Below are 24,572 nucleotides of genomic sequence, written 5' to 3'. Positions count from 1 at the left end.
CGGTCGCGGCTCAGTCGATCCCGTCCAGATCCGTGCGCTCGACCTCGGCGACCACCCGGTCGGCCAGTGAGCGTACGGCCTTCGCCTCCTCGGCGGTCATCTCGTCGATGAACAGCAGCCGCACCAGCTCGACATGGTTGGGCGCGGCGGCCTCGAGGGCGGCGCGGCCCGCGTCGGTGAGCCGGATCTCGCGGCCGCGGGCGTCGTCGGCGGCCTGGCAGCGGTCGACCAGGCCGCGGGTCGCCATCCGGGACAGATGCTTGGACAGGCGGCTCTTGTCCCAGCAGATCTCCGCGCCCAGTTCCTTGGCACGCAGCTGGCCACCGGCCGCGGACAGCGCGACCAGCACTTCGTAGTCGGAGAACGACAGCCCGTCCCGGGTCAGTCCGGCGGCGATCGCCGAGTCCAGGCGTTGCCGCATGCGGATGAAGGACTGCCAGGTCGCCTGTTCCTCATCGGTCAGCCAGCGCGTCATGACATCCATGGTATCGGGAAATAGTTGACATGGACACCATAACAATCCTCAGGAAGTTCACGGAGAATCCGTGCCACCCCCGGCATGCAACCTTCGGTACAGTACTGACCGTTCGATTTGCGTAGTTCTGGCGGAAATCGTCAATGCCCGAGCGCATTTCAGTCAGGACGAATGAGACACATAGTGGCAGAAGAGGTTCCGGCATTCGGGGGAAATCCCCTAATTCACCTCGATGAATAGCTCATCCGGTTGACAATGCAACGTTGCGCCAGAACACTCGGGCCAGCTAACCCTAACCGCGCCGACATTGAGGAATACATGAACGTTCGCCGGCTACTCGTCACCGCCAGCGTCGCGGGCCTGACGACCATCGCAGCCCAGACCGCCGTCGCCACCGCCGATGTCATCACCGGATCCGCCGGTACCGGATCCTCCGCCATCGACACCGGCTCGGCCGCCACCGGCTCCGCAGGTCTCAGCCAGACCGGCTCCGCCGGCGGCCCCGTGTACCAGAACTGCGACCAGGCCCGCGCCGCCGGCGCCGCTCCGCTGTTCCGCGGCCAGCCCGGCTACAGCCCGCATCTGGACCCCGACGGCACCGGCATGGCTTGCCCGACGGTCTGACAGAGACCCAACAAAAATGTGGCCCGGTCCGATGGGACCGGGCCACATTCGTGTTCGGATTCGGGCGGCTGTCCCCCGAATCCGGCTGCCGCTCAGCGGCGGAAGATCTTCACCACGACCAGGGTCGCGATCAGGGCGCCCGCGCCGATCAGGCTGTACTTGATCTTCGGCTCGTTGATCTTGGCCACCAGGGACTGTTTGGCATTGTCCGCCAGCCGCTGGGGGTCGGCGCGTACCGCCAGCTCGTCGAGGGTGCTCGCGAGCCGGTTGCGTGCGGCCTCGATCTCCCGCTCGATCGCTTCGGTATCTCTCGCCACGTCACACTCCTGTCTGAAAGCCGCGCGGAATCCGCGGCGCCGTCGAATCGGGGCCGCTCTCGCGCGACGCACGCGCAGGCGAGCCGACCTGCCGAGAGTGTATCGCCAACACCGGCTCGAGCCCGTCGACTAGCGTGGCGGCATGACCGAGAATCACCGACTCAGTCCCGGGGACACCGCGCCCGCCTTCACGCTGCCCGATGCCGACGGCAAGGACGTCTCGCTGTCGGACTACCGCGGCCGCAAGGTGATCGTGTACTTCTACCCGGCCGCCAGCACTCCCGGCTGCACCAAGCAGGCCTGCGATTTCCGCGACAACCTGGCCGATCTCGACGGCGCGGGCATCGACGTCATCGGCGTCTCCCCCGACAAGCCGGCCAAGCTGGCCAAGTTCCGCGACACCGAACAGCTCACCTTCCCACTGCTGTCGGATCCGGAGAAGGAGACGCTGTCCGCGTACGGCGCCTTCGGCGAGAAGATGATGTACGGCAAGAAGGTGACCGGCGTCATCCGCTCCACCTTCCTGATCGACGAGCACGGCAAGGTCGAGGTCGCCCAGTACAACGTGAGGGCCACCGGCCACGTGGCCAAGCTGCGCCGCGACTTGAATCTCCGCCTCCCCGAGACTTCAGCGGGCGACTGAGAGCCGCCGACCGTTTCGGCACCCGGGCCGGCGGCCAGGTGCCGAAACGATCTTGGGCGGGTGTCAGACCTTGGGCATCATCTGGGCGGCCCACTTCAGCATCATGCGCCAGTGGTTGTCCCACCAGGAGGAGAACTCCTCGGTGCCGTACGCCGGCGGCGCGAGTTCGCCCGGGAACAAGCCGGATTCGCTCGGGGATCCCGCCGTGCGGGTCGGCGCGGGGATGATCGACTCCGGGCTGGAGGCCATCGTGGGTTCCGGCTCGGCCTTGATCAGCGGCCGCGGCTTCCCGCCGGAACGGGCGGGACCCCAGTTCAGGGTGGCCGGGTCGACGGTCACCCAATCACCGGGCAGCAATTCGGACGCGGGCAGTGGGTCCGCGTTCGGGACCACACCGTCCTCCCCCGCCACCGGGCCGATGGGCAGGCCGTCGACTCCGAGCACGGAACCCGAGTCGGGGCCGGGGACGGCCGCCTCACTCATCCGAGGCTCGCCGTCGTGCCCGTCGGCGGTGACCCGGGAATCGGTGAGGACGGGCTCGGGCACCTTCTTCGAATCGCTGCCCGAAGCGAGGACGCCGCCCACCACCAGACCGCCCGCCAGCACGCTGGCCGCCGCGAACAGTGCCGCGGAACCACGGGCCCGGCGGATGCGCTCGGCCGCCTCACCCGCGAACTCGGCCTCGGGCAGCGCGGTCAGGGCCGCGCCGAGGGCCGGGGCGGCCGCCGCCACCTGGCACGGGATCACGGGCGCGCCGAAGCCGGACTCCAGCGCCGCGACCACCGCGGATTCGGTTGCGGCGGAACCGATCAGCACCACCGCGTCCGGCTTCACCCCGGCCGCGTCGAACTGGTCCCAGGCGGCGGTCACGGCGGAACGCATGGCGTCGTCGGTGGCCGCACCGCCGGTCAGCGTCACCGCGGCGAGCACCCGGGCGCGGTCCGGCGAGATGAGGGAGAACGCCTGGAAGCCGGGCACCACCTCGCAGATGGCGAGGTCCTCGAATTCGTCCACCCAGGTCATGGCGCGCGCCACCGCCAGGTGCGCGGCCTTGGCGGACACCAGCGAGGCGTCGTGCCAGGGGCCGGCGGCCAGCTTGGTGACGATGGCGCGGCGCTCGGCGGCGTCGCGGTAGGTGACGGCCGCGCCGATGATCTCCCGATCCGCGCCGATCTTGTCGGCGATGTCCTCGAGCGCCGTCTCCACCGCGACCGCCAAGTCGGCCTTCGCCTCTCCGCCGATCGGCAGGACGCGCTCGAGCAGCACCCGCTCGGTCAGCTTGTCGCCCGTGTCGGCGAGGGCCACGGCGCGCACCGTGCCGCGTTCGGTGGCGACGCCGAGCGTCACCGCGGTACGAACAGGGGTAGGAGCAACCACAATCAGCCTTCCAACGTCGACGTACAGGCGAAGATCACGCGGTCGAGAGAGGAGAACCGAGGACGAACCGGGTTCGAAAGAGGCCGGGCCCCTTTCAACGGAGAACCGCAGCTGAGAGGCAGCTGCGATGATTCTTCGGAGCCGACGACGGCTCGGATGGGTCGGATTCGGTGACACACGAACTACCGCAGCGTGTCATGCGCGTGTCGTAACCCGTAGGCTGTTGAGCGTGGAAGCACGCACGGGAACCAGGTCGGCGCGACGACCGGACCCTGCGTTGGAGCTGCAGGACGACCCACAGGAGCTGATGCCCCGTCGCCGCCCGACGCAGGAACGATCGAAGCGCAAGTTCGACGCCCTGTTGCAGGCCTCCCGCGAACTACTGGTCGAGGTCGGCTTCGAATCGTTCACCTGCGAAGAGGTCGCGGCCCGCGCGGAGGTGCCGATCGGCACGCTCTACCAGTTCTTCGCCAACAAGTACGTCATCGTCTGCGAGCTGAATCGTCAAGACCTGGTGGCGGTTTCGCAGGAGCTGGCCGACTTCCACGGCGAGATCCCGTCCATGGACTGGCTGCGGCACATGACCCAGCTCGTCGACCACCTGGCCGACCTGTGGATGACCGACCCCTCCCGGCGCGAGGTGTGGCTGGCCATGCAGTCCACCCCGTCCACCCGGGCCACCGGCGCGATCCACGAAAAGGAGTTCGCCGAAGCGGTTTCGCAGATGCTGCGCCCGCTGATGCCGCGCACCCCGCGCGGCCGCCGCTCCATGATGGCGCAGGTGCTGGTGCACGTCGTGTACTCGATGCTGAACTTCTCGGTGCAGGACGGCCTGGCCCACGAGGACGCCGTCGCCGAGCTCAAGCGCCTCATGGTGGCGTATCTGCTGATCGCGGAGAAGGAATCGCGATCCGGCGGGCAGCGCACCACCTTCGATCCGGAGTAGCGCGCACCCGCGAACCGCGTCAGTCGCGGATCAGGTCGGCGATCTCGCCCGGATCCTCGAGCACCACCATGGCGGCCGCGGTGTCGCCATCGTGGGTGAGCGACAGGTGAACTCGCACCCGCGGCAGGAATTCCGCTGCCAGCCCGTGCAATTTGATGCTGGGCCGTCCCCAGGCGTCGTTGACGACCTCGATCAGCGGGTACGGGTTGTCGCCGATCTGCGGGCTGCGGGCGAAGCGGGATGACGCCCACGCCTTGATGACCGCCTCCTTCGCGGCCCAGCGGATGGCATAGCTGCGTGCCGGGTCGGTGCCCTTGCTTTGGCAATAGCGCCGCTCCCCAGCGGTGAAACTCTCCCGGAGCATGGTGGTTCCGGTGCGTTCCATTTGCTCGGCGAACTCGGAGATGGTGACCAAGTCCAGGCCGATACCCAGGATCGTCACAGTGCGGGACTCCTAGATTCCTCGTTAGTGCAGTCGAATTGGCTGCGAACATACCAGCGGACCTACGGCACCGTAGGCTCGCGCGTTCCATTGACATGGAACGGCGGGCTCGCGTCCTGCGTCGCGCGGAGCACAGGACACGAACCCGCCGTGTCAGACCTGCCGGGAGCTACTTGGCCGACAGGCCGGTCTTTTCTGGGGTTACCGGCAGGCCGGTCCCTTCGGCGCCGTCACGTAGACGGCGTCGGAGCCCAGCCGCGCCTGCTGCGAGAGCAGCATGTCGGCCTCGAGCTGCCGCGACTGCTTGGCCGGGGTGCCGTCGCCGCCCAGGCGGCGGTCGGCGGGCCGCTCGTACATCGGAGCGCCACCGCACATCGCCTCGGCGAAGCGCTGACGGCCCGCGAGCTGCCGCTCTTCGGCCTTGCGCTGGTACGCCTCTCGCGCCTCGGCGTCGGCGATGGCCTCCACGAAGGCCTGCGGGTGCACGATGGCGACCAGGCCGGAGACGTGGCCGAAGCCGAGCGAGGTGACCAGACCGGCCTTGAGCGGGAAGCGATCTCCCACGGTCAGCGCCTCGCGCAGCCACACCAGGTGCGGGTACTGGGCCATCTTCTCGTCCACGCAGTCGAGGCTGCGGTTGGGCGGGATGACGCCCTGCTCGAGCACCTGGCACAGGCCGATCATCTGGAACGCCGCCGCGCCGCCCTTCGCGTGACCGGTGAGGGTCTTCTGCGAGATGACGAACAGCGGAGCGCCTTCCGAGCGCCCGATCGCCGAGGCCAGCCGCTCGTGCAGCTCGGACTCGTTGGGATCGTTTGCGGCGGTGGAGGTGTCGTGCTTGGAGATCACGGCGATCTCGTCGGCGGCGACGCCCAGCTTGCCGAGTTCCTTGGCCAGCTTGGACTCCGGGCCACCGCGGCCCGCGCCCAGGGCGCCCAGGCCCGGAGCCGGGATCGAGGTGTGCACGCCGTCGGCGAAGGACTGCGCGAACGCGACCACACCCAGCACCGGCAGACCCATCTCCAGCGCCACCGAACCGCGGGCCAGCAGCACCGTGCCGCCACCCTGCGATTCCACGAAGCCGCCGCGGCGACGGTCGTTGGCGCGGGAGAAGTAGCGGTCGCTGATGCCCTTGGCGGACATGGCGGCCGAGTCGGCGGTGGCGGACATGTCACCGAAGCCCACGATGCCCTCGATGCCGAGATCGTCGTAGCCGCCGGCCACGACCAGGTCGGCCTTACCGAGCTTGATCTTGTCCACACCCTCCTCGACGGAGACCGCCGCGGTCGCGCAGGCCGCGACCGGGTGGATCATGCCGCCGTAGGAGCCGACGTAGCTCTGCACCACGTGCGCCAGGGCGACGTTGGGCAGGGCCTCCTGCAGGATGTCGTTGGCGTGCGGCTCACCGAGCAGGTTGTCGATGTAGAGCGAGCGCATCGACGACATGCCGCCCATGCCGGTGCCCTGGGTGTTGGCCACCATGGCCGGGTGCACCCAGCTCATCAGTTCGGCGGGGCTGAAGCCGGAGCTCAGGAACGCGTCCACGGTGCAGACGATGTTCCACAGCGCCACCCGGTCGACCGAGCTCACCATGTCGGCGGAGATGCCCCACTTGGTGGGGTCCCAGCCGGTGGGGATCTGGCCGCCGACGGTACGGGTCAGCTTGGCCTTGCGGGGCACGCGAATCTCGGTGCCCGCCTTGCGCGTCACCTGCCAGTCGCCGGTACCGGCGACCGGGGTGACGACCGTCTGCTCCGGGTTGGCGGCGAAGAAGGCGCGGGCCTCGGCCTCGGTGTTGACCACGAAGGACAGGTCCTTGTCCAGGAACACCGAGGTGAGCAGCGGAGCCGCGTTCTCGATCATGGCCCCGTCGTCGCCGTAGCGGCGCACACCGCAGCGCTCCACCACGGTGTCGTGGTAGCGGTCGGCCAGCTCGGATTCCTCGACGTACTCACCGGATTCGGTGTCGTACCAGCCCGGCTTGGGGTCGTTCTCCCAGGTGACCAGGCCGGTGGTCCAGGCCAGCTCCAGCACGCCCGCGGCGGAGAGCTGATCGGAGACCTCCATCTCGAAGCGGGTGCGCGCCGAACCGTAGGGGCCGAGCTCGCCCGCGCCGACGATGACGACCATGTCGTCGAGATCGGCGGTGACCGAACCCCATTCGGGGGTGACCAGCTTGGAGCTCAGGGTCGGCGGGGCGGGCAGGGCCGAAATGGTCGCGCCGTCAACGCCTTCGGAGTCGGCGGCCGCGGCCTCGGCCTGCTCGCGCGCCTCCTTGGCGAGGGCGGGCAGATCCAGCTTGGCCCCGGCCAGACCACCGGTGAGGTCGATCTGCTGCGGTCCGGACGCGGTCACCACGCGGGCCCGCGAGGTGCACCACTTGAGCAGCTCGTCGGCCATCTGGATGGTGGACCAGGTCTGCACGCCGGCCTTCTCGACGGCCTCGACCAGCGGGTCGTTGCCGCCCATCAGGCCGGTGCCGCGCACCCAGCCGATCAGCGCGTGCACCAGGGTGACCCGCTCCGACCAGGAGGTCTCGGCGCGCCACTTGGCGACGATGGCGTCCAGGGCGGCCTTAGACTCGCCGTAGGCGCCGTCCCCGCCGAACATGCCGCGGTTGGGCGAACCCGGCAGCACCACATGCAGTTTCGCGTCCACGTCGTGGTCGGCGCCGATGGCGGACAGGCCGCCGATCAGGCGTTCCACCGACCACAGCAGCACCCGCATCTCCAGCTCGGCGCGGGCGCCGGCGTCGGAGAGGTCGCCGGCCACGCGGGGCGCGGCGAACGGCAGCAGCAGGGTGGGGGTCATCGCCTCCTTGACCAGGATCTTGGCGCCACCGGCATTGTCGACCTGCTCGGTGCCGACCCAGTCGATGAGCGCGTCGATGTCGGTGTAGGAGGCCATGTTCGCCGGGACCACCCACAGCGCCGCGCCCTTGCGGGCGTTGTCGCGGTAGAGCCGCTTGTAGAAGCTCAGGCGGTCATCGTCCAGCTTGGAGGTGGTGACCACGACGGTCGCGCCACCCGCGAGCAGCCGGCCGGTGGCCGCCGCCGCGATGGAACCCTTGCTGGCGCCGGTGATCACGGCGATGTCGGAGGACCAGATGCCCGGCTCGTCCGAGCTGAGCGCGGCCTCGGCGATGGCGCCGTAGACGCCCGCCAGCACCGAGCGGGCCTCCTTCATGGCGCGGTTGCGCCACCAGGCGGCCTGCGCCGCAACGGCTTCGCCGGCGCCGAGGTAGCCCTCGACCGCGGGTTCGGCGGGCAGCGAGCCGTCGTTGCCGAACCACAGGCGGGCCAGATCCTCACGGGCCGAGGCCCACCGGTCGTCGATCAGGACGGCCTTCTTGGCGTCGAACGCGGGCGCGACCAGACGCGGCCAGTCCGAACCCAGTTCGGCCGACACCAGATCCACCAGGGTGTCCGCGGTGGCCTCCGGCGCGGACGCCTGCTCGGCGTGGCCGAGGGACTCCAGGATCACCCGGGCGGCCTGCGCCAGCACGCCGTCGCGGCCGGTGATCTGCTCGGTGAACTCGCCCAGCGCGGCGGCGTCGACGGTCGCGCCACCCGCACCGCCGCCGGCGGACGGCATGGAGACCGCGACTCCGCGGCGCGCGGCCACGGACTGCACGGCGGCGTCGATCGCGGCGTCCACGGACGCGGCGTCCGACAGTCCGCCCGCCACCAGGCCACCCAGGTCGCCACCGCGGACCGACTGGCCCTCACGGGTGCCGAGGGAGACCTCGGCGGTCACGTGGCTGGCCCAGCCGTCGCCCAGACCCCAGGTCTTCTTGACCCGGTCGGCGATGGCCGCCGGGCGCTTGCCGGACGGGCCGAACACCTTGCGCAGGTGGTCGCCGATGGAGTCGGACAGCACAGAACCGAACGGCTTGTAGGTGCGGGCCAGGCGGTCGACGGTGTTGGACAGCGCGCCCATGTCGGCGTCGGCCGCGCCGTCGATGGCGCCGAGCGACAGCTCCGCGCCGAGGTCGACCAGCAGCTGGTTGCGGCGCGAGGACACGCCGTCGCACAGGCCCTCGATGGTGTCCACCGGGCCGATCTGGTCCATCCGCAGCTTGGTCCACAGCGCGATGAGCACGCGGGTGGCGTCGGCGGCGGAGAACGCGATGTCGTCCGGGGTCGGGCCACCGGTCGGCACCGCCACGGGGGCCGGGGCGGCGGCAGCGGCGGGAGCCGGTGCGGCGGAAGCGGTCTCGGCCGAAGTCTCCTCCGGCTCCTCCACGGGGGCCGGGTCGTTGTCGGTCGAGTAGACGATGCCGCGCTCGCGCTCGATATTGAGCACCTCGACGACGGCATTGCCGAACTGCGGCAGCTTCAGCGTGTTCGAGGCCAGGTTCGCCACGGTCGGCGTCGCGGCCAGACCGATCTCGACGAACCGCTCGACGCCCACGCCGCCGTGCTCCACATCGGTGAACAGCAGGTCCTGGGTCTCGATCCAGCGAACCGGGCTGGCGAACTGCCAGGCCAGCAGCTCGACCAGGACCACGCGGCACAGCTCGACGCGCTTGGCCTCGGAAGACCAGTCGGCCCAGTTCGCCAGCACCTCGGCCAGCGGCTCCGACGGCACCAGATCCGCGATCTCCTGGACGAATTCGCGCTCCAGGTTGAACGGCTTGGGCACCAGGTTCGGGATGTAGCGGCCGATGAGCAGCTCCGGCTGCAGGTCCGCGGGCAGCAGGTCCAGCAGCTTGGTGCGGAACTCCGGCACGCCGGCACGCAGCACGGTCGAGTGGAACGGCACGTCGATGCCCGGGATGAGCACGAACGCGCGCTTGCCTCCGGTCTCGGCGCGCAGACGCTCGATCTCGTCCTCGAGCGCCTCCATGCCCTTCACCGTGCCCGCGATGGCGTACTGCGCGCCCCGCAGGTTCAGGTTCACGACCTCGAGGAACTCGCCGGCCTGCTCGCCCAGGCCCTTGACCCAGCCGATGACCTCGTCGTCGGCGATGCCGATCTGCGACGGGCGGATGGCGGCCATGCGGTAGTCGCTGCGGCCCTGGGCATCCCGGGGCACCAGCTCGTGCATGGCCGAACCGCGCTGGAACACGACCTCCAGCACCGCGTTCAGCGGCAGCACGCCCGCCGCGGCGGCCAGGGCGTTGTACTCACCGACGGAGTGGCCCGCCAGCATCGCGCCCTCGATGAAGGCGCCCGCCTCGCGCAGCTCGGCGACCTGGGCCACACCGAGGGTGGCCATGGCCACCTGGGTGAACTGGGTCAGGTGCAGCACGCCCTGCGGGTGGCGGTATTCCACGCCCCGCGCCTTGAGGTAGGTCGGGTTGTCGCGCACGACCGCCAGGATCGAGAAGCCGAGGGCCTCGCGGGTGTGCTTGTCGGCGCGGTCCCAGATCTCCTTGGCGGCCTTGGACCGGGTGCGTGCGTCCAGGCCCATCCCCTTGGCCTGAATGCCCTGTCCCGGGAAGGCGTAGACCGTCTTCGGCGGCGCGATGCGGCCGGTGGCGGTCATCACCAGGTTGCCGTCGATCCGGCAGGAGACCTCGATGATCTCCGAACCGCGGTCCACCGCAACGCGTTCCACGCGCACGTCGATCTGCGCGCCGAGGCGGACCATGCCCAGGAAGCGGGTGGTCCAGGCGGTGATGGTGCGCGGCGGCACCTTGTCGCCCAGGTCGATCGCCGAGACGGCGTGCTGGGCGGCGGCCGAGAGCCACATGCCGTGCACGATCGGGGTGCCCAGACCGGCCAGGCGAGCGGCGTTCTCGGAGGTGTGGATCGGGTTGAAGTCACCCGACACGTGCGCGAAGGCGCCCATGGCGCGCGGGGCGACCAGGGCCACGTCGCGGCGGCGGCGACGCGGGGTGTCGGTGGCGTCGTCGGACAGCGAGCCGGCGGCGCGCGGCGGGTCGGACAGCTCGGCCTGGCCGGTGCGGCCGCGAATGGCGAAGCGCTCCACCAGTGTCGCGACGGCCGGGGTCTCCAGGCCGTGGTCGCGCATGACGCCGACGGTGACCTTGACCTCGACGACGCGGCCCAGGTCGGTGTCGAGCACCTCGGCGGACTCGGCGCGGACCGCGAGCACGGCGTGCTCGGCGGGCAGCGCGCCCAGCAGCTCGATCTGGTGGTCGAGGTGGACCAGGTCCAGCATGCCCTCGATGACGGAGTGCGAGTCCGCGGTGCGGGTCGCGCCCAGGACCGCGAAAACGGCGGGCCAGCAAGCGCCCACGAGCACGTCGGGGGCGGTGCGGCCGAGGGTGGACAGGCTGTCCGGCAGGCCCGCGCCGGTGACACCGGCGTGGTCGGCGATCAGGTCCGGGCTCCAGGCCAGGTTGACGTGCGCGACCTGCGCGCCGTCGACCGTCTTCACCTCGGGCAGCGACTGACCCGCGGCGACCGCGAGCAGCGCTGACATGGCGGCCTCGGCGTCGTCCTCGGTGATGACCGGCGCGCCACCGTTGTACACGGAGACCGGGACGGTCATGCGGATGCGGACGGCGTCCTTGCCCAGCAGCGGGACCGCCAATTCCAGGTAGGCGCAATCGCTCTCGGGGCCATCGGCGGCCGAGAGGGTGGCGCCGGTCGGCGGGTGCTTGGCGCCCTTGCCGTTCATGACCCACTCGTCCAGATCGCCGAGGCGGTGGATGGGGTTGACGGTGGTGCGGCCGGCCCACTGCACATCCGGTGCGGCCAGCACGATGTCGAGCAGTCCGCCCGCGACCTCGGTGCGGCGGCGGCCGTCCACGGCGGCCGGGACCACGCCCGCGCGCACCAGGGCGAAGGCGGCGTCCTGCTCGAAGCGGTCGAGGAGTTCACCGACCGGCTCGTCCACGCGGGTGATGCCCGCGACGGCGACGGTGCCGGGGATGATGCAGACCTGGTCGGCGGTGTAGCGGGCATCGTGGGCCTGCCACAGCGAATCCGAACGCCACCAGCGGCGCACGTCCTGGTCCACGACCGGGACGAAGTTGACCGGCTTGCCCGGAATCTTGCACAGCGACACGAAGAACGGCACGTCGGCCGGGTGCAGCACGGTGTCGGCGGCGGCCGGGTATTCGGCCTTCAGGGTGCAGATGGCCTGCACCGGGGTCTCGAAGGCGTCGTCGGCGAACAGGGTGGCGATCTCGCCGCGGTCGGCCGGGTTGAGGCGGGATTCGGTGCGGCGCACCATCTCCGCGAACCGGTCGCGCCAGGTGATGTCGAGCCAGACCGAGCGGGTGGCGTCGGCGATGGCGTCGGCGAAGTCGGCGCCGCAGTCGAAGTCCTTGCGGCGGTCCAGGCCCACGGCCAGCTCGACGTAGCGCTCCAGCCACTCCAGGTAGGTCATGGTGGCGACGTCGCCGAAGTACGGCTTGGCGGTGCCGTCGAGCGCCTCGATGATCTCGGCGCGGCGCGCGGCCACGGCGTCGGCGTCACCGGCGACCTCGTCCAGCAGGCGGCCGGTGCGGGAGGCGGCGTTGTCGATCTCGTGGATGTCCGCGCCCAATTGGCTACGGCCGGAAGCCATCCCGCCGACCGCGGTGCCCGCGCCGACCCAGTCGGGGGTGCCGGGGGTGTCGACCAGCAGCTGCTTGACCTCGGGGGCGGTGGTGGCCTCGAGGGTCGCCATGGCGGCGGTGCCGACCAGGACGCCGTCCAGCGGCATGGCCGGGTAGCCGTGCTGCTCGGCCCAGACGCCGGTGAGGTATTCGGTGGCGCGCTCGGGCGTGCCGATGCCGCCGCCGACACAGACCACGACATTGTCGCGGCCGCGCAGCTCGGCGTAGGTGTCGAGGAGCAGGTCGTCGAGGTCTTCCCAGGAGTGGTGACCGCCTGCCTTGCCGCCCTCGATGTGCATGATCACCGGGTAGCCGGGGACCGCGTCGGCGATGCGCAGCACGGCGCGGATCTGCGCCACGGTGCCGGGCTTGAACGCCACGTGCGTGATGCCGACCTCGGACAGTTCCTCGATGAGGGCCACGGCCTCTTCGAGTTCCGGGATGCCGGCGGTGACGATGACGCCGTCCAGAGGCGCACCCGCGGTGCGGGCCTTCTGCACGATGCGCTTGCCGCCCAGCTGCAGCTTCCACAGGTAGGGGTCCAGGAACAGCGAGTTGAACTGCACCGCGCGACCCGGCTGCAGCAGGCTCTTCAGCTCCTCGACGCGGTCGGCGAAGATCTGCTCGGTGACCTGACCGCCACCGGCCAGCTCGGCCCAGTGGCCCGCATTGGCCGCGGCCGCAACGATTTTCGCGTCGACCGTGGTGGGGGTCATGCCCGCCAGCAGGATCGGGGAACGACCGGTGAGGCGGGTGAAGGAGGTCTCCACCACGACGCGGCCGTTGGGCAGGCGGATCGGCTTGGGCGCGAATTCGCTCCAGGCCGAGGCGACTTCGGGGGCCGCGCCGGGGGTGAACAGGCTGCGCTGGCCCGGGCGGGTGGAGGCGGCGAGCACGCCGACGCCGGTGCCCTTGAGCGAGCCCGCGGTGAGGCGGGTCAGCAGGTCGCCGGGGCCGAGGTCCAGGATCCACTGCGTGCCCTTGGCGACGGTGTCGTCCACGATGGCGACCCAGTCGATCGGGTCGACCAGCACTTCCTGGGTGAGGGTGGCGGCCAGGTCGGCGTCCAGGCCGCACTGCTGGGCCCAGCCCTTGACCAGGTCGACGGTCTCCGCCAGCGCCGGGTGGTGGAAGGCCACCTCGACCGGGATGTCCTCGAAGACGGGGGCGAACACCGCGCCGCCGCGCTTCTTGGCGTCGCGCTCGGCGGCCTGCTCGGCATTGATCTCGGCGGCCCGCTGACGGACGCGGTCGAGCTGGGCGACCGGGCCGCTGAGCACGGCACGGCGGCGGCCGTTGCGGATGGACAGCACGGCGGCCTTCTCCAGCGCGACACCGGCCATGACCTCGACGACAACGGCTTTCAGGGCCTCGGGGTCGACATTGGAGACGGCGACCATCGGGGACTTCTCACCGATCGGCAGCAGACCGCGGCGGCGCGCGACCAGACCGGCGGCGGCGCCGATCAACTGGGCGATGGCCAGCAGTTCGGCGTCCCGCTGCCCGTGAGCCTCGGCGGCGGTGGCGGCGATGCGGCCCTGGGAGTGGCCGACGACGGCGGCGGGCGCGTGCGTGGCGATGTCGAGGCCCTGCAGGCGCAGCGCGCGCAGCGCGGCGATCTGGGTCAGGAACACACCCGGCATGGAGACGGCGGCGGAGCGCAACACCTGCGCTGACGGCGCTCCCGAGACCTCCCCCTGCTCCGGGTCGGCGATCTCTTCTTCCAGCATCCATGCGATGGGGTCGAACCCGACCGGCCGGACCACGAGCAGCTGCGCCGCAATCGGTTCCAGCGCGGCGGCGGCCTCGTTGACCAGCGCGGTCAGTTCGGGCTCGAGCGCGGAGTCGCGCCCGATCTCCTCCAGCTCGGTGAGCCACTGCGCGCCCTGGCCGCCGAAGGCGAGCGCGTACGGCGCGCCCCCCAGCAACCGGTCCAGCAGCGACGACCTGATCCCGCTCTCCCGTGACTTCCCCGCCGCCCTGGACTTCGATCCGGTCCCGGTGCTCTCGTTGATCGTCAAGACGTTCGACTTCCTTCTCCTGGCGGCCCGTCTCCACAGGACTGGACCGCGCTCACGGTGCGCAGGTATCCCTCCGGCCCGCAGGCCCTGGTAGATGCCGAGGATCGCACAAAATCATGAGGATCTCCTCATGTTTGACCCGCCGACCAGGCGTTTACCGCCGAGTATTTATGTACGTTCGTACCAGAATAATCAGAAACATGACCCTCCCTCATGTTTGAAGCCGCTGGTGAGCTCGGTTACGCCGATGTAGGAAACGTGAGTCTCCCTCACATTGGTGTTTATCAAATCGTTATAATCGCAGGTGAGGTTACCGACCAGTACGCCACACGTCCCCGATGCTTCGCGATCTCAGTTGGACCCGGTAAAGTTTGGACGGTCGTACCGTTAGCGCGAGTGGCGAAATTGGCATACGCGCCAGATTTAGGTTCTGGTGTCCTAGGACGTGCGGGTTCAAGTCCCGCCTCGCGCACACATTCCGCAGTCCCTGCCGACCTCGGCCGGGACGTCCGCTTTGCCCAATTCGCAGGGTTAGCCGACGATCTCGTCGAACCGCACCGCAATCATCTAGCAACCTCGCGATAACTGTCGCGCTCCCCCGTCCGGTCCCGCCCCTCCCCGACCGGAAATGCCTCCCGTCACGAAGGCCCCACGGCTGGAACACCGGCGTACCAAATGGCCTCACCCACACCCGGATTCGCCACCGAATGACCGTTCCTGCGAGTCCCATCCCGCACCCCACGACACGGCCACACGCGGCGCGCGGCGGCCGACCTGGCCGCGGCACCGATCGCGGCATCGTTCGGCACGGGACTCGCGCCCGCGAGCGGGGATCCGCAAGGCTGCCGCAGAATTGCTACCGGTTGGTACAGTTTCCGAAAAAGCCACTCTTCAGATACCTGACCAGCATAGACTGCGGCGCATGGAAGTCCATACTCGGCAGTTGCAGTACTTCATTGCCGTGGCGGAGGAATTGAGTTTCACTCGGGCCGCCCAGCGACTGCACGTTTCACAGCAGGGGCTGAGCACCCAGATCAAGCAACTCGAACACGAGATGGATGTCGCGCTGTTCACCCGGACCACCCGGCAGGTGCAGCTCACCGCGGCCGGCGCGGCGTTCCTGCGGCATGTGCGAGATTCTTTGGCCAGCTTGAGTTTCGGAGCCGAGGAGGCCCGGGCGGTCCACCGCGGCGAGCACGATCGCCTGGTGCTGGGCTGCCTCGAGGGCGCCGCGCTGACGCTCACCGAGCCGATCCTGGCCGCGTTCCGCGAACGCCATCCCGACGTGACCGTGGAATTGAGTCACTTCACCTACGACACGCCCTCCGCCGGGCTGGCGAACGGGCTGGTGGACGTGGCCATCGTGCGCCGGCCGTTCGTGGACGCCGGGCTGCAGTTCGAACCGCTGTTCTCCCAGCCGCTGGTGGCGTTGCTGCCGGCGCATCATCGCCTCGCCGACCGCGCCGAGGTGTCGGCCGCGGAGCTGCTGGACGATCCGATCCTCGCGTCGGGACCCGCCGACCCGGTGTGGAATGCGTTCTGGCGGCTGGAATCTCACCGCGACGGACATGCGGCCCCGACCGTTCTCCCGGTGAAGACCCTGCTCGAGGAGCTGCATCAGGTCGCGACCGGCGCGGGCATCGCGATGACGGTGCCCTGCGCGGGCTGGATCCGATTCCCCGGCGTCCGCGTCATTCCGGTGAGCGACGCACCCCGCAACGAGGTCGCCGTCTGCTGGCGCATCACGCACCAGACCCCGCTGGTCCGGTCCTTCATCGACGTGGCCCGGCGGGTGCGCGCCGCCAATCCGGATCTCATCGCGCGCCTGGAGACGCCGCACCGCCGTGGCGCCCCCGTCGGCGCGTTGTCCTCCTGAATCCACAATTTCGCGTTGTCGATCATCCCCAACAATTGATTTCTGTTCTTTTCCTTTGTGCCATAGCGTTTTCCGGGTGAGCGGAAGCTCATTCGGAAGAAATCTGAAGGAGAAGGACAACATGGGTTCCCTGGCCAATTACCTTGTGGACGCGCTCGTTTCGGAGCTGATCAAGAAGCTGCTCAGCGGTTCCGCCGGGAGCCTGTCGTAATCCACCCCGTTCCCCGGGCGCGATGACCAGAAGCGGCGCCGAGTCGACAACGACTCGGCGCCGCTTTTTCGCGTGCGGTCACGACGGCAACGCACACAGGCCCGGAACCTGATGGTTCCGGGCCTGTGCCAAGGGAATTCGCGGAGCTAGCGGCTGGAGCCGAACCCGCTCAGCAGCGAGCCGAGGCCGCCGGGGAGCGCGTCGGCGCTGCCGGTGCCACCGGGGCCGCCGCCGGGGGTGCCGCCGACGGTGATCGACGGACCCTGGGTCTTGAAGTTGGCGTGGTGGCCGAGGCTGGACAGGTATTCGACGCCGGTGGTCATCGCGACGCCCTTGGCGCAGTCGGCTCCCACGGTGTACTGAGCGCTGAAGGTAGCGGGCTGCACGTCACCCAGGTGCTTCTTGATGATCACCTTGTAGCTGGTGGCGGTGAAGTCGCCGGCGATGAAATCGGGCTTGATCTCCAGGTAGGGCTCGACGCCGTGCGTGCCGGTGGAGTCGATGACCTTGGCGGAATCGGTGACGTAGGTCAGGCAGGCGGGGTGCCAGTCCTTGAGCCAGTTGAGCTGCTCGTCGGTGGCGTTGGTGCGCTCGAATTTCGTGGTGACCGTGATCTTCTCACCCACCGACGGCGTGGTGTTGCTGACCGTGCGGTTGTAGACGGTGCCGTTGTCGGTCCAGGTGGCCGTGCCGGGGGCGGCCATGGCGGACCCGGCGCCGAACAGGGTCAGGGCGCCGAGCCCGAGAGCCGTGGCCGCGGTGGCCCCTGCGGTGAATCGAAGTGTCATGGTGGATTCCTTTCCTTTAAGAGCCCGAGCCGGAGGCCGAGCCCGACCCGCCCGAACCGCTGGCCGAGCCCGAGGCCGAGCCGGAAGCTGAGCCGGTCCCGACCGGACCGTCGGGCACTGTCGCGCCCTTGGAGCCGGGCCGATTGATGTACACCGACACCGGTGTCGAGGCGTTCGCTTCGACGGTCACCACACGCGCCCCGGGAGCCGAGGTCACCGTGCCGCCGTCGACTCGCACCTGATAGCCGTTGGGGTAGTGCAGATCCGAGACGTAGATCTCGGTCGGCTTGCCGGTGGAGCGCGGGGTGTAGCGGTAGGCGAAGTCGCCGGAACCGGTGTCGAAGATCATCCGGCCGGGGGTGCCGGAGGTGGCCTGCGGATAGGTGCGGACCAGCTGGCTGCCGATGTCGCCGGTGAAGGGGTCGCCGCCGCTGTAGCGCCAGTACTGCCAGCCGATGAATCGGTCGTCGGCATTGATCAGGGTGTTGCTCAGCACCGTCGCGTCGCCGTCGCCGAATTCGGTGACCAGCGTGGGGATTCCGGTGCGATGTGTGAAGGCGTCGATATTGCCCCAGGTCTTGCCCTGCTGCAACGGGCACAGCCCGCGCAGGAAGGTCGGCAGGCCGCTGTAGGTGGCCAGCTGGCTGGGTACGCAGTAGTCGTGCGGGGCGAAGGCGATGCCGGGCGCGCTGATCGGCGGATTCTTGCCCAGGTTGGTGGGCATGGTCTCGTTCCAGGTGACGTTGGGCTCCCAGAACACCGTGATGTCACCGTTGCCGCCGCGCACCGCGTCGGTCAGCTTCTGCATGACGCCCTGGTACTTGGCGTCGAATCCCGAGCAGCCGTTGGGGAAACACGACAGGAACGCCGATCCCGGCCAGGGCTCGTTGAGCAGTTCGATCCCCATCGCGCCCGGATGGCCGTTCATCTTCTCCGCGAGCGCGCCGAGCGCCTGGCCCAGATAGTCGACGACACCGTAGGTGTTGTTCCAGACCTCGTCCCAGCCCGCGTTCATGCTGGGCATGAGATAGAACATGGGGAATCCGGGATTGTTCTCGCCGGCGGCGGGCCGGGCGTGGATCGCCCATTCCGGGAAGCCGTTGCCGTCCCAGATCCTCGACAGGCCGTCCTGGTGATTATCGAGCACGGTGTGAATCCCGTACTGCGCCAAGGTGTCCACGACCCCGGCGACCCGATCCAGGTAGGCGGTGTCGACCACGCCCTTGGTGGGCATGAGCCCGTCGAAGTTCACGCCGAGCCGCACGGTGTTGAACCCGTGCCGGGACAACAGTTCGGCGTCGTGCGCGGAGAGGGTGGTTCCCGGTGCGAAGTAGGGCGGTTCCTTGTCGACGCTGTTGACGCCGTGCAGCAGCATCACCCGCCCGGAGGAGTCCACGAATTGCGAACCGTCCACGTGCACCGGCGAAAGGGCGGCGGGCGCGGCGATCGCCGGAGGGGCCGTGGTGCCCAGCGTGCATCCGGCCACCACGGCGGCCGCCGCGGCCACTGATCGGGCCATCCATCCGATCCGGCCGTTCCTGTGTCTCACTGTCGTTTCCATGCTCTCTTGCTCGACGTGCTTCTGGGCGCGGCCCCGGGCTATTCCGTGCCGAGCGCGGAAGCGAGGAGGGGCCAGGATTTGTGCAGGTCGTCCTGCCAGTAGTGCCAGGTGTGGGTGCCGACGGGCCGGAGGTCGACCTGGGCGGGAATGTCCAGTTCGCGCAGCCGATCGGCGAGGCGGTGGGTGCAGGAGTTGGTGGCGGCCTCGATCATGCCGCCCACCACCATCTGTCCCGCTTTGGTGGCGATCTCGTCCGGGGCGGAATGCCCGGCGAGCTCCTCGGCCGGACCGGACAGCCCGGTGCCGCTGGAGAGGTAGATCGCCTTGCCGCGCAGGGTGTCCGCGTTGAGGACCATGTCGTGGGCGCGCCAGGCCGGATCGTCGTCGGTCCCCCACATGTTCGCGGGGTTGCCGTCACCGCGGCCCAGCACCAGCCGGATGTAGGCGCGACCGGCCGGGTCGGAGGTGGAGGCGCAGCCGCTGTAGGCCGCGACCGCGGAGTACACCGTCGGCGCGGCGGATACGAGATCCAGCGCCGAGGTGGCCGACATGGACACGCCCGCAATCGCATTGACGCCCGAGGTGTGCAGGGTGGCGTCGATGATCGGCGGCAGCTCCCGGGTCAGGAAGGTCTCCCAGCGGTTGCGGCCCAGGGCCGGATCGTCCCGCTGCCAGTCGGTGTAATAGGAGAACTCGCCGCCGACCGGTGTCACCACGTTCACGCGCTTGTTCCAGAAGAACGAGACGATGTCGGTCCTGCTGTACCAGTTGGTGACGTCGGTGCCACCGCTGGCGCCGTTGAGCAGGTACAGCGTCGGGCTGGGGGTGGTCGCGTCGGCGGCGGCCAGGACCTGCAGCGGGATCACCCGTTGCATGGCAGCCGAATACACGTAGACCATCTGCTGGCGTTGCCCCGCGCGATCGATGTGATCCAGATGGGCTCCGGTCTCGGCCCGAGAGACCTGGAGCACGCCCGGCGCGACCTGGAACAGGGCCGCGGCCACGCCGCACGACACGATCAGCGACGCCAAACTCCGCCTGGGCGACACGACTTGCTCCTTGGAACGATGGTGAAGGTCCTGGGCCGTGGCGGCCGCGCGCGCACCACGGCCCAGGAGAATCGGACCAATGCCGATCAGCTGCCGATCAGGCGCCGGATCACATTGGTGATGGTGTCGGTGACCGAACCGGTCGAGCTGAGCTGGTTCTGCGAGGAACCGAGGCCGCCCTGGTCGAGGCTGCCGAGCAGCGCCTCACCGGGATTCGCGCCGCGGCCGGTGAAGCAGACGCTCATGTTCGGCTGGTCGGAACCGGAGCCGACGGTGCCGCCGACGCTGATGCCGCCGCTCATCACCTGCTGGCCGTCGGTGATGGACGCGGGCACCTTGTAGGTGAATTCGGCGGTGACCGGGTTGCCGGAGTTGACGAACCAGCCGGTGCTGTTGACGCTCCAGCCGCCGTTGTTCGGCTCGGGCGTCACGTCGGCGGGCTGCTCGCCCTGACCGAAGTGGTAGGCGGTGACGACGGCCTTGACCGGCTTGTCGAAGCCCGGCGGCGGATAGTCGGTGATCGAGTTGATGTAGGGATTGCCGATGCTGGTGGTCCCGACCACGACCTTGTAGGTCACCAGGGTGCCGACCGCCGCGGAGGTGACGCTGATGGACTTGTCATAGGTGTGGGTGATCCAGACGCTGCTGATACCCGGGTTGTGGTCCACGTGCTGGTGCTGGACGCAGCCCGACTGGGTGGCGTCGGCGGTGGCGGTCGCGGAACCGAGGGCGATTCCCGCTCCGGATATCACCAGTGCGGTCGCCGCGATTCCGGCGGCAATATTCGATGTTTTACGCATGATTCCTTCCAACAGTTCCGGAGAAACACGGAACCGATTACCGGTGAGCCCGTGAAGAATTCGAGCTTCCGCTCACGCCGGGAAACGCTAGAGCACTATCGCGGAGAACTTAAATCCTAATTTCGGAGTCATTGACAACCCCGCCTTGTCAATGACTCCGGAACTTCTGTTTCCGCCCGGATCGTTTGTGCCGCTAGGTTTCTCGTGCAGAAACAGACGCCCTCGAAATCCCACAGTAAGTAGGTAGACATGTCCCCACGTCGGGCCCGCCGGGCCGACATCACGACCATCGCCCTCGCCGGCCTGATCGCGCTCGGCCCCGCCCTCGGCGCGGCCGCCGCGACGGCGCAGCCCGCGGATGTCGCCTCCGGATCCGGTTCCGGCTCGGGCAGTTTCGGGTCGTCGGGGTCGGCGGGGTCGGGCTCCGCGGCGGCGAACGACCCGGTGTCCACCCTGCCGGCGCCCGCCACGACGGCGATCCGGCTCGACGGCGCCACCAACTTCCGCGATATCGGCGGCTACCGCACCGCGGATGGACGGACCGTCCGCACGGGCCTGGTCTACCGGTCGAACGGCCTGGACAAGCTCACCGACGCCGATCTGGCCAAGCTGAACACCGCGGGCGTGACGCTGGACGTGGACCTGCGTAACGGCTCCGAGCGCGGCGGCGCGCCGGACCGGGTGCCGACGGGGGCCCAGTACAAGGTCGCCGACGTGGTCAGCTTCGACAGCGGCATCTCGTTCCACGAGTTCCCGGTGATCACGCTGGGGCGCGCCGTGATCGACGGCTTGATCAACGGCTCGTCCGATCTCAAGATGTCGATCCAGTACCCCTTCATGGTCGATTTCCACGGCTCGGACGTCGCATTCGGCACCCTGCTGCGCTCGATCGCCGGAAACAGCGGCGGCGCGACGGTGTACCACTGCACCTCCGGCAAGGACCGCACCGGCTGGGCGACCGCCGTCCTGCTCACCGTGCTGGGCGTGCCCCGGGATGTGGTGAACGCCGACTTCCTGGCCAGCAACAAACAGCTCGGCGACGCGAAGGCCGTCGAATTGTCGTGGCTGGAGGCCGCCTTCGACGAGGTCGACCGGCTCTACGGCAGCGTCGACAAGTACGTGCGCGACGGGCTGGGCCTGGATCAGGCCACCATCGACGCGCTGCGCGCCAAACTGCTGGCCTGATCCGCGATCCGTCCGCTGCCCGCGCCGCTCACTGCGGGCAGCGGCGGTCCGCGATCTCCTCGCCCAGGGCGTAGGAGATCGCGGACGCCTCGAACTCGGCCCACACCCCGAAGCTCGGGTAGCGGAGGTCGATGCCGGCCATGCAGTCCCAGCAGGCGGCCGGTCCGATGCCCGGTCCGGTCGGGAACAGCATCACGATGAACCGCTGGGCCGCGAGGGTCTTGCCGACGAGGACCAGGCGATACCCTTCGGGCACGATGAGCGTGCCCGACGCCCCGGTATCGAAGTACCGTTGCGCGCAGGCCGAATCGCGGCGCCACTTCTCCCCGGCGGCGAAATCACCGACACCGAAGAGCTGAACCGTCCCGTAGCGCGACCATCCGTCGCAGGTCAGCAGGAACTGGCGGAACTCGGCGTCGAACCACACCCCGAGGCGCTGCTCGGCGGCCGCGACGGCCTCCACGGACGCGGGCGGATTGGGGGGCATCGACAATCCGGGTTCCGCGAGGCGCTCCGCAGCGGTGTACTGCGCCGAATAGAGAGAACCCACCAGGGCAGTCCAATTCATCATCGTTTCCTGTCGCCGCGCTCGCCCGAGCTAAAAGCCCCTCGAAAACGCTAGAACACCCCGGAAGCGAAGAGAAATCATTGTTCATGAGCAATTCACAAGGCCGATTTGTCAATGCGCGGCCGGTTCCTCGATAGAGTTCGGTTCGCATCGCCGATCGACCTAGACTGCGCCTCATGGAAGTCCACACCCGCCAGTTGCAATACTTCATCGCGGTAGCGGAGGAGCTGAGCTTCACTCGCGCCGCGCAGCGACTGCATGTCTCTCAGCAGGGCTTGAGCACTCAGATCAAGCAACTCGAGCATGCGATGGACGTGGTGTTGTTTTCCCGGACCACCCGCAATGTCGAGCTGACCGCCGCCGGCGCGGTCTTCCTGCAAGATGTCCGCAGCGCGCTCACCGGACTGGACGTCGCGATCGAGCGGGCGCGGTCGGTGCACCGCGGCGAGCAGGACAGACTGGTCCTGGGCGCGTTGGAGGGCGCGGCCCTGACCCTGACCGAGCCGATCCTGTCGGCCTTCCGTCACCGCCACCCGGGGATCACCGTGGAGTTGCGGCATTTCACCTACGAGGACCCCTCGGCGGGGCTCGCCACGGGATCGGTGGATGTGGCCTTCGCGCGCCGCCCGTTCGTCGACGCGGGGGTCGACTTCGAGCCGCTGTTCGCCGAACCGCTGATGGTCATGGTGCCCACGGGTCATCGGCTGGCCGGGCGCGCCGAGGTCTTCGCGCACGAGTTGCTCGACGAGCCGCTGCTCGGGGCCGCCACCACCGATCCGGTGTGGAATGCGTTCTGGGAGTTGGACGCCTTTCGCGGCGGATCCCCGGCCCCGGTGGTATCGCGCTCGAACTCGCTGCTCGAGGAGCTGCACAAGGTCGCCACCGGGGTCGGTGTCGTCCTCACCGTCGCCTGCGCGCGCTGGATCCCATTTCCCGGCGTACATCTGCTTCCGATCGCGGACGTCCCGCCCAATGAGGTGGCGGTCGGCTGGCGCGGCGCGCACGAGTCGGCGCTGGTGCGGTCGTTCGTCGAGGTGGCTCGCGGCATCCGCGACACCCACCCGGAGCTGGTCAAGCTCCTGCAGGAACCCGATTTCGCGGACTGCACGGTGCCGCCCCACCTCTGACCGGCTGGTCCCGGGCAATCACAACCCGAGGTTGTGAGTACACCCGAAAGATTGATTTCACTTCAGATGTCTTGCCTCCTAGCGTTTTCGGCGCGGGCGTAATGCTCGACAGCGGCGGGCTCCGCACCGGACTGTGACCCGGGACGGAGCCCGCTTTCCAGTTGGCACCGTCGATACCGGACTGAGCCCCCGGCGATCGACGGTGCCGACACTGATTACTGCCCGTCTCGCCGACCAGCGCCGCTAGGGACGGGTTTCGGGTCCTTCGGCCGCGACGCGAACCGGCGGGAAGGCCCGTTCCGCTTGGCGGTACAGCGCATCGAGGGGCAGTGGCGCTCGACTCGCGGCCAGGACCCGGTTGCCCTGGTAGCCCGCGAAGACGTCCCCGTCGAGCAGCGCGCGGTAGGGGAAGGTCGAGTGGATGTCGTCCAGGTGGATTCGAGCACCCACCAGATTCAGCAGGTAGACCCCGTCGGGCCGGAGGACTCGGGCCACTTCGGCGGTGAACGCGGGGCCGGTGATCCCCGCGGCCATACGCAGGCCCTCGAAGGCATCGGCCACCACGAGGTGCGCGAAATCCGTGGGGAGGGTGGCGATCTCGGTCGATCCGTCACCGATGCGCAGTTCCACGCCGGGGACCGAGCGCAGGCCCAGGCGTTCGTCGACGAAGCGGGCCAGCGCCTCGTCGGCTTCGATGACCAGGTGCCGGGAACCGGGGCGGACCGCCGAGAGGTAGCGCGCGAAGGTGCCGCCTCCACCACCGATGTGCACCGTGTCCAGCGGGGCGCCGGCGGGCTCCAGAGAATCGACCACATAGCCCAGGTAGCGCATGTACTCGAGCTCGAGGTACGTCGGATCGTCGAGATCGACGTAGGACTGGGCGATGCCGTTGACGCTCAGCAGCCACCCGCCCGGCCGCTCGTCGTCGGCGCGCAGCTCGGCGAGACCGAAGCGCACCTCGCGCACGCCGGGTACCGGGTGGGCGAGGGGGCGGTCGGTGTCGCCGCCGGACGTCTCCAGCCAGTTACTCATCGGTACATGATCGC

Annotated in this window: 18 protein-coding genes and 1 tRNA gene; 8 read left to right on the top strand and 11 right to left on the bottom strand. The window is 69.2% G+C overall.

Translation table 11 applies throughout. From position 1 onward, the window contains the following. Positions 1–10: 10 nt before the first annotated feature. Positions 11–475 carry a MarR family winged helix-turn-helix transcriptional regulator gene (locus ACFRAQ_RS17820; protein WP_379100767.1) on the bottom strand — a complete coding sequence of 155 codons (465 nt, stop codon included), beginning with the start codon at positions 473–475 and terminating at the stop codon, positions 11–13. A 318-nt stretch (positions 476–793) separates the two neighbouring features. Here ACFRAQ_RS17820 and ACFRAQ_RS17815 point away from each other — a divergent pair, with 318 nt between their 5' ends. Then, complete coding sequence (locus ACFRAQ_RS17815) at positions 794–1,099, top strand: excalibur calcium-binding domain-containing protein (protein WP_357284238.1); 306 nt, start codon at positions 794–796, stop codon at positions 1,097–1,099. 92 nt (positions 1,100–1,191) lie between these two features. Here ACFRAQ_RS17815 and ACFRAQ_RS17810 read toward each other — a convergent pair whose 3' ends face one another. Then, positions 1,192–1,416: a DUF3618 domain-containing protein gene (locus tag ACFRAQ_RS17810; RefSeq protein ID WP_357284235.1), complete on the bottom strand. Its 225-nt coding sequence runs from the start codon at positions 1,414–1,416 to the stop codon at positions 1,192–1,194. 142 nt (positions 1,417–1,558) lie between these two features. Here ACFRAQ_RS17810 and bcp point away from each other — a divergent pair, with 142 nt between their 5' ends. After that, positions 1,559–2,059, top strand: coding sequence for a thioredoxin-dependent thiol peroxidase (gene bcp / locus ACFRAQ_RS17805; protein ID WP_379100762.1), 501 nt, complete (start codon positions 1,559–1,561; stop codon positions 2,057–2,059). A gap of 63 nt (positions 2,060–2,122) precedes the next feature. On the opposite strand, the gene ACFRAQ_RS17800 is transcribed toward bcp, so the two are convergent. Beyond that, positions 2,123–3,406, bottom strand: coding sequence for a hypothetical protein (locus tag ACFRAQ_RS17800; protein WP_379100759.1), 1,284 nt, complete (start codon positions 3,404–3,406; stop codon positions 2,123–2,125). 337 nt (positions 3,407–3,743) lie between these two features. On the opposite strand from ACFRAQ_RS17800, the gene ACFRAQ_RS17795 reads away from it, so the two are divergent. Next, positions 3,744–4,382: a TetR/AcrR family transcriptional regulator gene (locus ACFRAQ_RS17795; RefSeq protein WP_357284577.1), complete on the top strand. Its 639-nt coding sequence runs from the start codon at positions 3,744–3,746 to the stop codon at positions 4,380–4,382. Positions 4,383–4,401: 19 nt separating this feature from the next. Here ACFRAQ_RS17795 and ACFRAQ_RS17790 read toward each other — a convergent pair whose 3' ends face one another. Together ACFRAQ_RS17790 and ACFRAQ_RS17785 are read right to left on the bottom strand one after the other, a co-directional pair. Next, on the bottom strand, positions 4,402–4,824 hold the full coding sequence (locus ACFRAQ_RS17790) for a holo-ACP synthase (protein ID WP_357284227.1): 423 nt from the start codon (positions 4,822–4,824) through the stop codon (positions 4,402–4,404). Between the two features lie 201 nt (positions 4,825–5,025). Next, positions 5,026–14,361, bottom strand: a complete 9,336-nt coding sequence (locus tag ACFRAQ_RS17785; protein ID WP_379100756.1) for a fatty acid synthase subunit beta domain-containing protein — start codon at positions 14,359–14,361, stop codon at positions 5,026–5,028. Positions 14,362–14,751: 390 nt separating this feature from the next. Here ACFRAQ_RS17785 and ACFRAQ_RS17780 point away from each other — a divergent pair. The 3 genes from ACFRAQ_RS17780 (at position 14,752) to ACFRAQ_RS17770 (ending at position 16,448) form a co-directional block, all read left to right on the top strand. Beyond that, positions 14,752–14,833: transfer RNA gene (locus ACFRAQ_RS17780), tRNA-Leu, on the top strand. Between the two features lie 450 nt (positions 14,834–15,283). Then, positions 15,284–16,237, top strand: a complete 954-nt coding sequence (locus ACFRAQ_RS17775; protein ID WP_379100754.1) for a LysR family transcriptional regulator — start codon at positions 15,284–15,286, stop codon at positions 16,235–16,237. A 76-nt stretch (positions 16,238–16,313) separates the two neighbouring features. Beyond that, entirely contained in the window at positions 16,314–16,448 is a 135-nt protein-coding gene (locus tag ACFRAQ_RS17770) for a hypothetical protein (RefSeq protein ID WP_379100751.1), read from the top strand. A gap of 146 nt (positions 16,449–16,594) precedes the next feature. Here the strand turns inward: ACFRAQ_RS17770 and ACFRAQ_RS17765 are convergent, their stop codons facing one another. The 4 genes from ACFRAQ_RS17765 to ACFRAQ_RS17750 form a co-directional block, all read right to left on the bottom strand. After that, on the bottom strand, positions 16,595–17,236 hold the full coding sequence (locus ACFRAQ_RS17765; protein ID WP_379100748.1) for a hypothetical protein: 642 nt from the start codon (positions 17,234–17,236) through the stop codon (positions 16,595–16,597). Between the two features lie 16 nt (positions 17,237–17,252). Beyond that, positions 17,253–18,755 (bottom strand): cellulase family glycosylhydrolase, encoded by a 1,503-nt coding sequence (locus ACFRAQ_RS17760; protein ID WP_379100745.1) that lies wholly within the window; start codon positions 18,753–18,755, stop codon positions 17,253–17,255. An 80-nt stretch (positions 18,756–18,835) separates the two neighbouring features. Next, positions 18,836–19,846, bottom strand: coding sequence for an alpha/beta hydrolase (locus ACFRAQ_RS17755; RefSeq protein WP_379100742.1), 1,011 nt, complete (start codon positions 19,844–19,846; stop codon positions 18,836–18,838). A gap of 86 nt (positions 19,847–19,932) precedes the next feature. Further along, the gene (locus ACFRAQ_RS17750) at positions 19,933–20,646 is read right to left on the bottom strand and encodes a hypothetical protein (RefSeq protein ID WP_379100739.1); all 714 of its coding nucleotides are present in this window, start codon (positions 20,644–20,646) and stop codon (positions 19,933–19,935) included. Positions 20,647–20,895: 249 nt separating this feature from the next. Here ACFRAQ_RS17750 and ACFRAQ_RS17745 point away from each other — a divergent pair, with 249 nt between their 5' ends. Further along, positions 20,896–21,831, top strand: a complete 936-nt coding sequence (locus ACFRAQ_RS17745; protein WP_379100736.1) for a tyrosine-protein phosphatase — start codon at positions 20,896–20,898, stop codon at positions 21,829–21,831. Between the two features lie 28 nt (positions 21,832–21,859). Here ACFRAQ_RS17745 and ACFRAQ_RS17740 read toward each other — a convergent pair whose 3' ends face one another. After that, positions 21,860–22,399 carry an SMI1/KNR4 family protein gene (locus ACFRAQ_RS17740; protein WP_379100733.1) on the bottom strand — a complete coding sequence of 180 codons (540 nt, stop codon included), beginning with the start codon at positions 22,397–22,399 and terminating at the stop codon, positions 21,860–21,862. A 176-nt stretch (positions 22,400–22,575) separates the two neighbouring features. Between ACFRAQ_RS17740 and ACFRAQ_RS17735 the strand changes: the two genes are divergently transcribed. After that, positions 22,576–23,526 (top strand): LysR family transcriptional regulator, encoded by a 951-nt coding sequence (locus tag ACFRAQ_RS17735; protein ID WP_379100731.1) that lies wholly within the window; start codon positions 22,576–22,578, stop codon positions 23,524–23,526. Positions 23,527–23,769: 243 nt separating this feature from the next. Here ACFRAQ_RS17735 and ACFRAQ_RS17730 read toward each other — a convergent pair whose 3' ends face one another. Beyond that, complete coding sequence (locus tag ACFRAQ_RS17730; RefSeq protein ID WP_379100729.1) at positions 23,770–24,558, bottom strand: spermidine synthase; 789 nt, start codon at positions 24,556–24,558, stop codon at positions 23,770–23,772. Positions 24,559–24,572: the final 14 nt, after the last annotated feature.

Origin of the sequence: Nocardia sp. NPDC056611 (assembly GCF_042792755.1) — a bacterium.
Taxonomy (GTDB): domain Bacteria; phylum Actinomycetota; class Actinomycetes; order Mycobacteriales; family Mycobacteriaceae; genus Nocardia.
This window is presented reverse-complemented; position numbering and strand designations above follow the sequence as displayed.

Bases quoted from the DNA above. Each gene is read 5' to 3' on its own strand.
- ACFRAQ_RS17820 (WP_379100767.1), bottom strand. From the start codon at position 475: ATGACGCGCTGGCTGACCGATGAGGAACAGGCGACCTGGCAGTCCTTC.
- ACFRAQ_RS17740 (WP_379100733.1), bottom strand. From the start codon at position 22,399: ATGAATTGGACTGCCCTGGTGGGTTCTCTCTATTCGGCGCAGTACACC.
- ACFRAQ_RS17795 (WP_357284577.1), top strand. From the start codon at position 3,744: ATGCCCCGTCGCCGCCCGACGCAGGAACGATCGAAGCGCAAGTTCGAC.
- ACFRAQ_RS17730 (WP_379100729.1), bottom strand. From the start codon at position 24,558: ATGAGTAACTGGCTGGAGACGTCCGGCGGCGACACCGACCGCCCCCTC.
- bcp (WP_379100762.1), top strand. From the start codon at position 1,559: ATGACCGAGAATCACCGACTCAGTCCCGGGGACACCGCGCCCGCCTTC.
- ACFRAQ_RS17750 (WP_379100739.1), bottom strand. From the start codon at position 20,646: ATGCGTAAAACATCGAATATTGCCGCCGGAATCGCGGCGACCGCACTG.
- ACFRAQ_RS17760 (WP_379100745.1), bottom strand. From the start codon at position 18,755: ATGGCCCGATCAGTGGCCGCGGCGGCCGCCGTGGTGGCCGGATGCACG.
- ACFRAQ_RS17735 (WP_379100731.1), top strand. From the start codon at position 22,576: ATGGAAGTCCACACCCGCCAGTTGCAATACTTCATCGCGGTAGCGGAG.
- ACFRAQ_RS17815 (WP_357284238.1), top strand. From the start codon at position 794: ATGAACGTTCGCCGGCTACTCGTCACCGCCAGCGTCGCGGGCCTGACG.
- ACFRAQ_RS17765 (WP_379100748.1), bottom strand. From the start codon at position 17,236: ATGACACTTCGATTCACCGCAGGGGCCACCGCGGCCACGGCTCTCGGG.
- ACFRAQ_RS17745 (WP_379100736.1), top strand. From the start codon at position 20,896: ATGTCCCCACGTCGGGCCCGCCGGGCCGACATCACGACCATCGCCCTC.
- ACFRAQ_RS17775 (WP_379100754.1), top strand. From the start codon at position 15,284: ATGGAAGTCCATACTCGGCAGTTGCAGTACTTCATTGCCGTGGCGGAG.